9 protein-coding genes are annotated in these 12,804 nt (G+C 72.4%); 6 read left to right on the top strand and 3 right to left on the bottom strand.

Annotated elements, in window-relative coordinates; all coding sequences use genetic code 11:
- Positions 1–23: 23 nt before the first annotated feature.
- The 5 genes from purB (at position 24) to ACZ56E_RS38160 (ending at position 5,677) form a co-directional block, all read left to right on the top strand.
- On the top strand, positions 24–1,313 hold the full coding sequence (gene purB / locus ACZ56E_RS38180; protein ID WP_471221606.1) for an adenylosuccinate lyase: 1,290 nt from the start codon (positions 24–26) through the stop codon (positions 1,311–1,313).
- Complete coding sequence (locus ACZ56E_RS38175; RefSeq protein WP_471221605.1) at positions 1,297–1,734, top strand: GNAT family N-acetyltransferase; 438 nt, start codon at positions 1,297–1,299, stop codon at positions 1,732–1,734. Before purB ends, ACZ56E_RS38175 begins: the two co-directional genes overlap by 17 nt.
- Before the next feature lie 40 nt (positions 1,735–1,774).
- Positions 1,775–2,536 carry a winged helix-turn-helix domain-containing protein gene (locus ACZ56E_RS38170; RefSeq protein WP_471221604.1) on the top strand — a complete coding sequence of 254 codons (762 nt, stop codon included), beginning with the start codon at positions 1,775–1,777 and terminating at the stop codon, positions 2,534–2,536.
- A gap of 130 nt (positions 2,537–2,666) precedes the next feature.
- Positions 2,667–4,124, top strand: coding sequence for a multicopper oxidase family protein (locus ACZ56E_RS38165; RefSeq protein WP_471221603.1), 1,458 nt, complete (start codon positions 2,667–2,669; stop codon positions 4,122–4,124).
- 26 nt (positions 4,125–4,150) lie between these two features.
- On the top strand, positions 4,151–5,677 hold the full coding sequence (locus ACZ56E_RS38160) for an MDR family MFS transporter (RefSeq protein WP_471221602.1): 1,527 nt from the start codon (positions 4,151–4,153) through the stop codon (positions 5,675–5,677).
- 66 nt (positions 5,678–5,743) lie between these two features.
- Here the strand turns inward: ACZ56E_RS38160 and ACZ56E_RS38155 are convergent, their stop codons facing one another.
- From ACZ56E_RS38155 to ACZ56E_RS38145, 3 genes are all read right to left on the bottom strand, one after another.
- Positions 5,744–6,829, bottom strand: a complete 1,086-nt coding sequence (locus tag ACZ56E_RS38155) for a methyltransferase (RefSeq protein WP_471221601.1) — start codon at positions 6,827–6,829, stop codon at positions 5,744–5,746.
- A 165-nt stretch (positions 6,830–6,994) separates the two neighbouring features.
- Positions 6,995–8,881 (bottom strand): lyase family protein, encoded by a 1,887-nt coding sequence (locus ACZ56E_RS38150; protein ID WP_471221600.1) that lies wholly within the window; start codon positions 8,879–8,881, stop codon positions 6,995–6,997.
- The gene (locus tag ACZ56E_RS38145) at positions 8,878–10,902 is read right to left on the bottom strand and encodes an FAD/NAD(P)-binding protein (RefSeq protein ID WP_471221599.1); all 2,025 of its coding nucleotides are present in this window, start codon (positions 10,900–10,902) and stop codon (positions 8,878–8,880) included. The genes ACZ56E_RS38150 and ACZ56E_RS38145 overlap by 4 nt, the downstream gene beginning before the upstream one ends.
- 820 nt (positions 10,903–11,722) lie before the next feature.
- On the opposite strand from ACZ56E_RS38145, the gene ACZ56E_RS38140 reads away from it, so the two are divergent.
- Positions 11,723–12,544: an AfsR/SARP family transcriptional regulator gene (locus ACZ56E_RS38140; protein ID WP_362995861.1), complete on the top strand. Its 822-nt coding sequence runs from the start codon at positions 11,723–11,725 to the stop codon at positions 12,542–12,544.
- The last annotated feature ends 260 nt before the right edge of the window (positions 12,545–12,804 follow it).

The raw sequence follows: 12,804 nt of genomic DNA, 5'->3' as shown, positions 1-12,804 counted from the left end.
ACCCGGAGAACAGAGGTCGTTGCATGATTGCCCGATACACCCTGCCCGAGATGGCGGATCTCTTCTCCGACCAGTCCCGCTACGCCACCTGGGTCCGCGTCGAGATCCTGGCCACCGAGGCCCAGGTGCGCCTGGGACGCGTCCCCGAGGACGCCCTGAACGACATGCGCCGCGCCCCGGTGCCCCTGGCCCACCGCATCGCCGAGATCGAGAAGGACCGCGACCACGAGGTCCTGTCCTTCCTCGCCGCCTACTGCGAGAACATCCCCGAATCCTCGGCCCGCTGGGTCCACCTGGGCATGACCAGCTATGACCTGGTGGACACCGCGCTCGGCCACACCCTGGCCCGCGCCGGCGACCTGCTGACGGCCGCCGGCCGGCGCCTGCGCCGCACCCTGGTCACCAGAGCACTGGAACACTGGAACACCCTGATGGTCGGACGCACCCACGGCATTCACGCCGAGCCGACCACCTTCGGACACAAACTCGCCGGCTACGCCTTCGCCGTCGACCGCTCCCTGCACCGCCTGGCCGCCGCCCGCCAGGCCGTCGCGGTGGGCACCATCTCCGGCTCGGTGGGCACCTACGCCCTCATCGACCCCTATGTGGAGGAGTACGTGTGCCAGGCGCTGGGCCTGGGCATCGAACCCGCGCCCAGCCAGGTCGTCGCCCGCGACCGGCACGCCCAACTGGTGCAGGCCGTCGCCGCCATGGGCGCCTGCGTCGAGCAGATCGCCCTGGAGCTGCGGCTGCTGCAGCGCACCGAGGTCGCCGAGGTCGAGGAACAGCGCGCCCCCGCCTACCAGGGCTCCAGCGCCATGCCCCACAAACGCAACCCCACCACCAGCGAACGGCTGTGCGGCCTGTCCCGCCTGCTGCGCGGCTACGCCACCACCGCCCTGGAAGACGTCGCCCTGTGGCACGAGCGGGACCTGGCCCACCAGTCGGTCGAGCGGGTCATCCTGCCCGACAGCCTGGCCGTCGCCCACTTCCAGGCCACCAAGGCCGAGGAGCTGGTGGCGCACCTGCGCGTGAACACCCAGGCGATGCGGGCCGCCCTGGAACGCACCCACGGCCTCATCTACAGTTCGGCCGTCCTGGTGGAGCTGCTGGGCGAGGGCACCGAGCGCGAGCACGCCTACCGCTCGGCGCAGGCCGCCGCCAACCGCACCGCGGCCACCGGCACCCCCTTCACCGACACCCTGGCCCACGAGGGCGTCGAACTGCGCCAGGAGCTGCGGCCCGAACGGTTCCTGGTCCATCACGACGTCATACGGCGGCGATTGGAGAAGCTCGATGAGCTGGAAGACTGAACGCGTCAACGGCCCCGACCTCGACCTGGACGACGTCCTCGCGGTCTACCACGCATCCGGCCTGGGCGAGCGCCGCCCCGTGCAGGACCGCGCGCGGATGGCCGCGATGGTCCGCCAGGCCAACCTCGTCGTCATCGCCCGGGAGGCGGACGGCACCCTCATCGGCATCGCCCGCAGCATCTCCGACTTCTCCTACGTCACCTACCTCTCGGACATCGCCGTCATCCGCCGCCACCAGCGCTCCGGGGTGGGCACCGCCCTGCTGGAGGCCACCCGCCGCGAGGCACCCGACGCCAAGGTGGTGCTCCTGTCGGCCCCCGCCGCCACCGGCTACTACCCGCGCATGGGCTTCACCCGGCACGACTCGGCGTGGGTCCTGAACCCCGGACAGCCCCTCACCGGGCCGCACGCCCAGCCGTAACAACAACCCGCCCGGGCACCGCACACTCCACGGGGGAGGCATGAGCCACATACCGTCACCGGCACTGCTGGAGCCCTTCGCCCCCGTGCCCGAGGCCGCCCGGCCCACCCAGCCGGGCGCCCCGGCGACCGCCCGGGCACCCACCGGCCAGCGCATCCTGGTGGTGGACGGCGACACCGCCCTGGCCGGCTCCCTCACGGCCCAGCTGCGCCGCCACGGCCACGACCCCATCGGCGTCCGGCACGGCAGCGCGGCCCTGCAGGCCTACGAGGACGTCGAGCTGGTCCTCCTCGACCTCGACCTGCCCGACCTGGACGGCCTGGAGGTGTGCCGGGCGATCCGCGAGGTCAGCCGGGTCCCCATCATCATCGTCACCGCCCGCCAGTCCGAACTGGACTGCGTCCTCGGCCTGCACGCGGGCGCCGACGACTACGTCACCAAGCCCTACGGGCTGCGCGAACTCATCGCCCGTATCGAGGCGGTGATGCGCCGCACCCGCTGGCAGCCCGCCGCGGCCAGGGAACTGGACCACGGCCGGCTGCGCATCGACGTCGACTCCCGCCAGGTCACCGTGGACGACGAACCGGTCGCCCTGACCCGCAAGGAGTTCGACCTGCTGTGCCTGCTGGCCTCCCAGCCCGACACGGTCATCCCGCGCAAGCAGCTCCTGCAGCAGGTATGGGGCGACTCCTGGTCGCGCCGCACCATCGACACCCACGTCAGCAGCCTGCGCGGCAAGCTCGGCGCCAGCGGATGGGTCGTCACCGTCCGCGGAGTGGGCTTCAAGCTCGGCACCGGATGAGCACCCCCGGCCACCGCCCCACCCCACGCACCGACCGCACGCGCGCGCACCCTGCCGCACGACCGCATGACTGCCCGACCCACCACCACGCCCACGCCGGCAGCGGTGCCGACCAGCCCTGGAGACACCCATGATCACCCGACGCAGTGCCCTGAGCGCCACGCTCGCCACCACCGGAGTAGCACTGACCGGCGCCGGCCTCACCCCGCTGCTCGCCGCCCACGCACGCACCCCACCCACCCCCGACACCACCCCTGCGCCCGCCCAGGCCCTGGAAAAGTTCCGGCGCCCGATGCCGCTGCTGCCCGTGAAGCGACCCCACAGCCGCAGCGGCAAGAGCGACGTGTACGTGATGACCATGCAGCCCGCCCGCGCACAGATCCTGCCCGGCGCCCCCACCGACGTCCTCACCTACGACGGCCACTTCCCCGGCCCCGTCATCAAGGCCCGCACCAACCGCCCCGTCGTGATCAGACAGCGCAACCGCCTCACCGTGCCGACCGCCGTCCACCTGCACGGCGCCGCGGTGCGCCCCGAGAGCGACGGCGACCCGATGGACGTCATCGAACCCGGCAAGGACCGCGTCTACCACTACCCCAACCGCCAGCCGCACGCCCCGCTGTGGTTCCACGACCACGCCCACCACCTCGAAGCGGAGAACGTCTACCGTGGCCTGTCCGGCTGCTACCTGCTCACCGACGCCACCGAACGCTCCCTGCCCCTGCCCAAGGGACGCTACGAAGTCGTCATCGCCCTGCGCGACGCCCGCTTCGACGCACAGGGCCAACTCGCCTACGCCATGGGCGACCGCGGCCGCAACACCCTCCTGGCCAACGGCGTGCCCTACCCCTACTTCCAGGTCGCCGCCCGCAAATACCGGCTGCGCCTGCTCAACGCCTCCAACCAGCGCCGCTTCGAACTGCGCCTGGCCGACGGCGGCCCCCTCGTCCAGATCGGTTCCGACGGCGGCCTGCTCACCGCCCCCCACACCACCGACCGCATCGCGCTGTCCGCGGGCGAACGCGCCGACGTCATCGTCGACTTCTCCCGCTACCCCGTGGGCAGCAGCGTGGTGCTGACCAACACCACCGGCAGCGGACCGGCCCAGGACATCGGCGAAGTACTGCGCTTCGACGTGGTGCGCACGGCAGCGGACCCCAGCGAGATACCCGGCCGGCTGCGCACCCTGCCGCCGCTGCCCCGCCCCGACACCGAGCGCGAGGTCGTGCTGCGCATGGACGAGGGCGGCGAACACCCCGGCGCCTACATCGACGAGAAGGTGTACGACCCCGAACGCGTCGACGCCCGCATCAAGTTCAACACCAGCGAGATCTGGACGGTCACCAACGCCAACGCCCGCGCCGAACACAACTTCCACCTGCACCTGGTGCAGTTCCGCATCCTGCAACGCGCGGGCCGGCCGCCGGAGCCGGGGGAGAGCGGCCTCAAAGACACCATCTTCCTCGCCCCCGGCGAAACCGTCCGGCTCCAGGCCGTCTTCGACACCTACCGCGGCCACTACCTCTACCACTGCCACATGTTCGAGCACGGCGTGCGGGGCATGATGGCCACCATGCACATCAGATGAGGAGCCCAGGCCAGAAGGAGGAGCCCGTGGACGCGCCGACGGGCGAGACCGAGGGGACCAGACACGGCCCCCGGCAGCGCAGCGTACGCCTCGCGCTGATACCCCTGCTGCTCGCGATGCTGCCCTCCTCGCTGGGCACCACGATCGTGGCGACCTCGATGCCCACCATCGCCGGTGAACTCGGCGGCACCACCTACCTGTCCTGGGCCGTCACCTCCTACACCCTGGCCGCCGCGGCCTCCGTCCCCCTGTGGGGCAAGCTCGGCGACATGTACGGGCGCAAGCGGTGGCTCGTCGTGGCGATGTCGGTGTTCCTGACCGGCTCCCTGCTGTGCGGGCTGAGCCAGGCCATGCCCGAGCTGATCGCCGCCCGCGCCCTGCAGGGGCTGGGCGGGGGAGGGCTCGCGGTCGGCGTCATGGCGGTCATCGGTGAACTGATCCCGCCCCGCGAACGCGGCCGCTACCAGGGCATGATCACCAGCGTCATGGTCTTCTCCATGATCGTCGGCCCGCTGGCCGGCGGCGCCCTCACCGACTGGATCGGCTGGCGCTGGGCCTTCTGGATCAACCTGCCCGTCGGCGCCCTGGCCCTCGTCCTCATCGCCCGCCTGGTGCGGGTGACCGGCCGGCGCAGGAAAGCACACATCGACTACGTCGGCGCGCTCCTGCTGGTCCTGTGCATCGTCTCCTTCGTCCTGGTGGTCACCTGGGGCGGCGTCGAACACGCCTGGGACTCGAAGGTGATCGTGACGCTGGCCGCCCTGTCCGCCGCGGCCCTGGCCGGCTTCGTCCACGCCCAGTCCCGCGCCGTCGAACCGGTCCTGCCCCCGCACCTCTTCCGCCGCCGCAACTTCTGCCTCATGGCCGTCCTGAGCTTCACCAACGGCTTCGTGATGTTCGGCGCCGTCCTCTACCTCCCCCTCTACCAACAAGCCGTGCACGGCCTCTCCGCGACCGGCTCCGGCCTGCTCCTGCTGCCCATGCTCGCCGCCCTGGTCCTCGCCTCCCAGCTCTCGGGACGCACCGTCGCCCGCACCGGCCGCTACAAGATCTTCCAGCTCACCGGCTCGGCCGCCATGCTCACCGGCACCCTGCTCCTCTCCCACCTGGGCACCGGCACCTCCCGCCCGACCGCCGCGCTCTTCATGGCCCTGCTCGGCGCCGGCATGGGCTTTCTGGGACAGAACGTGATGACCGTCGCCCAGAACAGCGTCGGCCCGCAGGAAGTGGGCGTCGCCTCCGCCGCCATGACCCTCTTCCGCACCCTGGGCCAGTCGGTCGGCGTCGCCGTCATGGGCACCTTGTTCAACCACCGCGTACGCGAGGCGATGAGCGCACACCAAGGCGCCGCCCCCGGCGACACCCGGCTGGACGCCGAAGGCATGGGCCGCCTGCCGGCCGCCCTGCGCACCCTCTACCAAAGCGCCGTCGCCCAGGGCGTCCAAGGAGCGTTCCTGCTGGCCTCGCTGGCCGCCGGACTCGCCCTGACCGCCGCGCTCCTGGTCCGCGAGGTCCCCCTGCGCACCACCCGCAAGCAACCACAGCAGCGCTGAAAAAAGAGCCGGCGCCGCGGCCCGGGAAGAACGGGGGCCGCGGCGCCGGCACGTGCACCGGCACGCTCAGCGCGGGCTCGCCTCGACGATCGAGATCGCCGCCGGCGTCTGCACCACGCGCTCCAGCTGGAAGCCGGCCTTGGCCAGCAGCTCGGCGTACTGGGCGCGGGTGCGCTCCTTGCCGCCGACCAGCAGCATCAGCCACAGGTCGACCAGCTTGCCCGAGTGCGGGCCGTTGACCTTGTCGGGGATGACCATCTCCATCACGAGGAGCCGGCCGCCGGGCTTCATCGCCTTGCGGACGTTGCCCAGGATCTCCAGGGCCTGCGGCTCCGGCCAGTCGTGCAGGATGTGCTTGAGGATGTAGGCGTCACCGCCGCCGGGCACCGCGTCGAACAGGCCGCCGTCGGTGACCGTGCACCGGCCGGCCACGCCCTGCTCCGCCAGGAAGGCAGCGGCGCCGTTGGTGCCCACCCGCGGGTCGCACAGGATGCCCCGCGCCGCGGGCGTCTTCTTCAGCACACCGGCCAGCAGATCACCCCGGCCGCCGCAGAAGTCGACCACCGTGCCATAGCGCGCGAAGTCGTAGGCGGCCAGCAGCGGTTCGGTCTCCGTGCCCGACATCGCGCCCATGCCGCCGGTGAAGATCGCCCCGTACTCCGCGTTGGCCTCCAGATACTCGAAGGCGCCCATGCCGCGCAGCTTGGGCAGGCTCGGCTCACCGGTGCGCACCGCGTCGACCAGGTGACCCCAGTCCTCCCAGTGGATGGGATGGCCCATCAGCCGGGCGATGCCGTACATGGACATCGGGGCGTCCTTGAGCAGCGCCCGCGCCATCGGGGTCAGGGCGAACCGCCCGTCCTTGTGCTCGGTGAAGATGCCGTAGGTCGAAAGCAGGCGCAGCAGCCGGTGCAGCGCCTCGGGGTCCGCGCCGACCCGCTCGGCGATCTGCGCCGGCTTCAGCGGGCCGTCCACGAGGGTCTCCGCGACGCGCAACTCGGCGGCCACGTGGATCGCCTGGCTGACCATGGCGCCCTGGACGAGTTCGAGCAGGGCGAACGGCGGCGGTGCGAGTCTGCGCGTCAGGCTCTGCAGAGCGGCGCGCACACTCTCCACGGCACGGACGACACGGGCGGGCGGCAGTGGCGGCATGACATTCCTCCGGCTGGACGGTTGCTGCGGGATGGCCGGGCGGTTGCCCGGCCGATACGAACGGAAGGTGGGGACAGTGGAAGGACGACGGGAGGTCACCTGCCTCAAGAGAGAAGGGACAGAAGAGACGGGGGAGAGGAGAGGGGGGAGCGCCCGGGGGGGGTGTCAGTCCCGCAACGCGCGGTCCACCAGCACCCCCGCGGCACCGGTGTACTGCCGCGGATCGAGCAGATCCGCCAGCTCCGCGGCGCTCACCACGCCCTTCAGGCGCGGCAGTTCGGCCAGCACCTCGCCGAGCGGACGCCCGCAGGACCGCGCCCGCTCCAGGGCCTCACCCAGCAGCTCCTTGGCCGCGGCCCGGCCCAACAGGGGCGCCAGATACGCCGACAGGCGCTCGGAGACGACCTGGCCGGCCGTCAGATCGAGGTTGGCGCGCATCCGCTCCGGGTGCACGCTCAGGCCCGCCGCCAGCTCGGCGGCCGCGTGGGCGGCACCCCCGGTCAGCCGCAGACACTCGCGCAGCGGCTGCCACTCGGCGTGCCACAGCCCCGCCGAACGCTCGTCCTCGGTGGCCAGGCACTGCGCCAGGACGGAACTCAGCGCGGGCACCTGCACCGCGGCCGAGCGGATCAGGGTCGCAAGGACGGGATTGCGCTTGTGCGGCATCGCCGACGACACGCCCCGCCCGGCCCCGCCGGGCTCGGCGACCTCACCGATCTCGGTACGGGCCAGGACCTGCACGTCCGCCGCCATCTTGCCCAGGGCACCCGCGGCGTACGCCAGGGCGGCCCCCAGATCGACGACGGGCGTACGCAGGGCGTGCCAGGGCAACGCGGGGCAAGCCAGCCCCGCCTCCTCAGCAAACGCCCCAACCAACCGCTCCACCACCCCCACACCGGCTCCGGTCCTGGCGCCGGTCCTGGCGCCGGTCCCGGCTCCGGCCTCGCCCCCGGCCCCGGTCATGGCCCCGGCCCCGGTCCCGGTCCCGGTCCCGGTCCCGGTCCCGGTCCCGGCCCCGGCCCCGGCCCCGGTCCCGGCCCCGGCGCTGGCCCCGCCTCCGGCGTCGGCTCCGCTCCCGGTCCTGGCGTCGGCCCCGCCTCCGGCATCGGCCCCGCTCCGAGCCCCGCCTCCGGTATCGGCTCCGCCTCCGCTCCGAGCCCCGGCATTGGCTCCGCCTCCGCTCCGAGCCCCGGCATCGGCTCCGCCTCCGCCCCCGTTCCCGGCCCCGGCGCTGACCCCGATCCTGGCGCCGGCCTCGCCTCCGGCGCTGGCTCCGCTGCCGCTCCCGGCCCCGGCGCTGGCCGCGGAGTTGGCCCCGGCTCCGTCTCCGGCGCCGGCTCCGCTCCTGCCGCCACCCCGGCCCTCGCCCCCGGCGCCGGCCTGTGCCGCGTACTGCAGGTAGCCCGCCAGTGTGCCGGCCGCGCCGCCCAGTGAGACCACGAGTCCTTCGTTGGCGATCCGCTCAAGGCGTGTGGCCGCCTCCAGTATCAGCTGTCGCCAGCCGGCTGCCTTGAGGCCGAACGTGGTGGGCACGGCGTGCAGGGCCAGGGTCCGGCCGGCCATCACCGTGTCGCGGTGCTCGGCCGCCAGCCCGGCCAGGGCGGCGGCCGTGGCCCGCAGGTCCGCCACGATCAGCGGCAGGGCCCGCGCCGCCACCAGCATCGCGCCGGTGTCGAAGACGTCCTGGCTGGTGGAGCCGCGGTGCACGTACTCGGCGGCCTCCGGCGCCTGCCGGGCGACCAGAGCGGTCAGCGCGGCGACCACGGCGACCATCGGGTTCGCCGTCTGCCGGGCGGCCAGGGCCAGTTCGCGTACGTCGAAGTGGTCGGCCCGGGCGGCGGCGGTGATCGCCTCGGCGGCCGCGGCGGGCACCGTGCCCATGCGGGCCTGCGCCCGGGCCAGGGCCGCCTCCGCGTCCAGCATCGCCTGCAGCCAGGCATAATCCCCGACCGCGGCCTCGACCTCGGTGCCCACCCGGACCGGCGACAACAGCCCGGCATCCGGCTGCACCGCGGGAGCGGACTCCACACGGTCGCTGCGTGTCGTCCTCACGGCTGCACCTCTCTCGCCTCATGTGCCTGTTGTGGGCCGGGAGCCGGCGTCGGCCCGCCGCCCGCGCGGGGCGAGGGCCGCGGCGGGGCGGGCAGCGCCAGCACCGCGCCCGCGATGGCGTCGGAGTCCTCCAGCGTCACCGAGCCGACCCCGGGCCGGATCCCCGCGGCCGTCACCCAGTGCACCGACTCCGTGGGCACCCCGTACGCGAAGCGCCGCGGATGCGCCGCCCCGGCACCGTTCAGCAGCCGGTACGAGCGCGTCACGGCCAGCCCGCCCGTCTCGTACTCCTGGACGCGGTAGGGGCCGCACTGCCCCGACTCCAGCAGCTGCCGCATCAGCGGATCGGCCGTGCGGCGCAGGTCGATCTCGGGCAGCCGGGCCTCGATCAGCGCGGTGGCCCGCACCCGCACTCCGGGAACCCGCGCCGACGTCCCCACAAAGCACGCCCCCTGCCCCGCACCGCCCTCGCCGGGGGCGGTGGTGACACGGATACCGGGACAGGACACATCGAGCACCCCGGCCTCCATCAGCGCGAGCATCTCCTCCACCCGCCCGGCGGGTGGGCCGATCGACAAGTACGCGTTGAGCGGCGTGTACCAGCCCTCCAGCTCCTCACGGTGCGAGGCGCCCGCCAGCCCCCCGTGGTCCACGGCCAGCCGGATCTCGTTGCGCAGATCACGCAGCACGTCCAAAGCGGCCTTCAGCGGCCCGCGCACATTGCCCCGGCGCGCCTCCCGGACATCCCGCACCAGGTACTCCCGCAGCCAGGACCGGAACTCCGCCAGATCACCGAAGGAACGCGGCCCGTACGGACGGGCGATGACCTCCCAGTCCCAGCGCTCGGCCCGGCCGATCCCGGCGGCCGCCAGCACCCCCTCCTGCGCCCGCCCCGGCGCCGCGTACAGGAAACGCGAGGCGAACCGGGCCACCGCGGCGCGGTCCTCGCCCCGCGCGGCCAGCAGCGCCTCGTAGTAGACGCATTGCACCTCCGTCGAGATCAGCGGCCACAGGTCCTCGGCGAACCGCAGCGGCCCCCGGCCCGCCGCACGCAGCGCCGCGACATGCTCGACGGTCAGCAGCCGCGGCCGGTAACGGCCGTGGGCGCCCTTCTCGTTGTCGCCGCGCGAGTGGTACGGGATGCCGCGCCGCGAACCGGCGTGCAGCCGCGGCTCGCGCCCCGACGGCCGGTAGACCAGCCGCCCCCCGACGCGCTCGAACGTGCCGCCCCTGCCGTGAGTGAACAGCGACATGTAGTCGAAGAAGTTCAGACCGAGACCGCGCAGCAGCACGTCCTGGCCCGGCGCGATACACGACAGGTCCACATCCGCGGGGTTGGCCGGAGGAACGTAGACCAGACCGTGCCGGGCGGCGAACTCGGCGTACCCGCGCTCCTGTTCACCCGCGCGCACGGCGACGTGCCCCTGCGCGAGCACCACCGCGGACAGCCCCCTCAGCCGCCTGCCGTCCTCGAGCACCACCACCTGCGCCCCGCCGCCCAACCCCGCCTCGGCCCGCGCCTCTTCCTCCTCCAGGGCCACCGCCCGCACCCGGTGCACCCGGATCGCCACATGCGCCGGAGCGTTCGCCACGACCTGCTGGAACGCCCAGGTCAAATACCGCCCGTACAGGGCGCGGGTGGGATAGGTGTCCGGCCCCAGCGCCCGGGCCTCGGCCAGGACGTCCTCGTCGCGGGGCGTGGCAGGACCGGGCGCGACGGCGCCCCGGCCCAGCGCCCTGGCCCACTCGTAGAGGCTGGGCCCCTCCTCCAGCGGCCCGCGGATACTGACACTGCCGTCGGTGTACACCGTCACCTGCGAGGCGACAGTGTTCATCAGCAGATGCGGCGACTGCGCGGGCCGCCACACCCGCCCCGCACCGGGCGGCTCGGGATCGACGACGTGCACGGTCACCCGGTCCCACAGCGGGGACTTGCGTTCCTGCGCGCAGACCCGTTCGAGCAGGGAGAACCCGCGCGGGCCGGCGCCGACCAGACACACCTCGGTGTGCCGGCCGCTCACCAAGGTGTTCCACCCGGCGCATCGCCGTGAACCAAGGGACCTGTGGGCATGGTCGCGTGCTCCTTGTCGCGGAGGGCATACCGGCCTGAGAGCAACCGCCGAGCGGTGCGCACCCACACTCCCGACGGGTTCAGGAGGCCTGCTCAACCAGCACTCGCGTCCCGGCGGAGGCCCGCGTGAGCCGAAGGGCGACGATTCGGGCCAACAGCACGGCACCCCGCCACGAGACCAGCCATGAGATCTGTCATGAGGTCAGCCAAGAGATCAGCTACGAGATCAGCTACGAGGGAGGAAAGCGCATTCTGCGGCTGAGAGCGCTCTCACGCGTTTATCAGAACTCCGCCGGCAGGCGCGGGCGCAGGAATGCGTGAATGAGGACATGGCGCCACGTCGGACGCCGCTCCGTCCGGCGCGGCGGACAGAACACAATCCCGCAGACCTTATTACAAGTGCGTGCGGCGGGGGAGGCCCCATGTACGGAAGGGCCTGTACGGAAGGACGGCGGAGGTATCACCTCCGCTTCAACCGGCGCTGACCTCCCCCTTCGCCCAGGGAAGCACTTGCCGCACCCGGCAATGAGTCGACACAATTCCGCTGGCCCGTGAGCTGTCGGTGGACAACGGCGAAAGTGACATCAGCGGGATACCTGAAAAGTGGTGGAGTATCTGCGGATCCGTGTGCCGCGTCAGCGGCTGGAGTTCCTCACGGATCGGTGAGCAGAGAGAGGCTGTGAAGTCTGCCATGCCCCATGCACATGCGCTGCAGATCAGATTCGGTGCCGGCTCGCAAACGCGAAGCCGCCGGATTCTAGGAGGAATCTGTGAGGGTAAAGGTCCTCGGCCCGCTTGGTGCCGATGTTAATGGTGTGAATGTTGTGCCAACCGCAAGTAAGCCCCGGCAGATCCTGGCGCTTTTGGCCCTCTACCCGAGACGGGTCGTGCCGATCTCGACACTCATGGAGGAGATCTGGGGCGTCGACCTGCCCGCAAGTGCCATGACGACCCTGCAGACCTACATCCTCCAGCTGCGCCGGCGGCTGGGCACGGCCATGGGGCCGGACGCCCCGCGCAGCGCCAAGGACGTCCTGGTCACCCGGTACGGCGGATACCTCCTCCAGATACCGCCCGAACAGGTCGACGTCCACGGCTACGAACGCCTGGTGGCCGCCGGACAACGCGCCTTCGACAGCGGCGACGACCAGGCGGCGGCCACCCTCTTCCGGCGCGCCCTGGACCTGTGGGACGGGGCCGCACTGGTCGACGTACGGATGGGCTGCGTACTGGAGATCGAGGCGACCCGTCTGGAGGAGAGCCGCCTGGTCACCCTGGAGCGGCGGATCGACGCCGAGCTGCGCCTGGGCCGGCACTGTGAGTTCCTCGCGGAGCTGAGCGACCTGATCGCGCGGCACCCCCGGCACGAGGGCCTGCACGCACAGGCGATGGTGGCGCTGTACCGCTCGGGCCGGCAGGCCTCGGCCCTGGACGTCTACCAGAGCCTGCGGGCCCGCCTGATCGAGGACTTGGGGGTGGAGCCGTCGCCGCAGTTGCAGCGACTTCATCAGGCGATCCTCACGGTCGACCCGCGCCTGGACGTGATCGCAGGCCCCCGGCCGTCGTCCACGTTCGACCGCTACGCGAGCTGAGCGGACGACACGCGACACCGTCGGCGGCATCGCAGGGGAGATGCCGCCGACACGGCCCACCACCCACCCAGTCACCGTCGAAGGGTCGGAGTCACGTGGCCGCCCCGACTGCGGAATTTCCTCAGTCGAGGCCGCCTGGAAGCCAGCTGGAAGCCGGATGGAAGTCGGTCGGAAGCCAGCTGGAAGCAGGCTGGAGGTCGGTCGAAGGCCAGGGGGCACTCCTGGTCGGATCCTGGGGCACTGCTGGTCGGAAACCCGGA

Source organism: Streptomyces sp. NPDC039480 (assembly GCF_055597165.1).
The sequence above is the reverse complement of the archived record's forward strand: the minus strand, read 5'-3'. Positions and strand labels throughout refer to the sequence as shown.

What these genes read in the sequence shown, in the direction of transcription:
- purB (WP_471221606.1), top strand. Translation starts at nt 24, where the DNA reads ATGATTGCCCGATACACCCTGCCCGAGATGGCGGATCTCTTCTCCGAC.
- ACZ56E_RS38175 (WP_471221605.1), top strand. Translation starts at nt 1,297, where the DNA reads ATGAGCTGGAAGACTGAACGCGTCAACGGCCCCGACCTCGACCTGGAC.
- ACZ56E_RS38170 (WP_471221604.1), top strand. Translation starts at nt 1,775, where the DNA reads ATGAGCCACATACCGTCACCGGCACTGCTGGAGCCCTTCGCCCCCGTG.
- ACZ56E_RS38165 (WP_471221603.1), top strand. Translation starts at nt 2,667, where the DNA reads ATGATCACCCGACGCAGTGCCCTGAGCGCCACGCTCGCCACCACCGGA.
- ACZ56E_RS38155 (WP_471221601.1), bottom strand. Translation starts at nt 6,829, where the DNA reads ATGCCGCCACTGCCGCCCGCCCGTGTCGTCCGTGCCGTGGAGAGTGTG.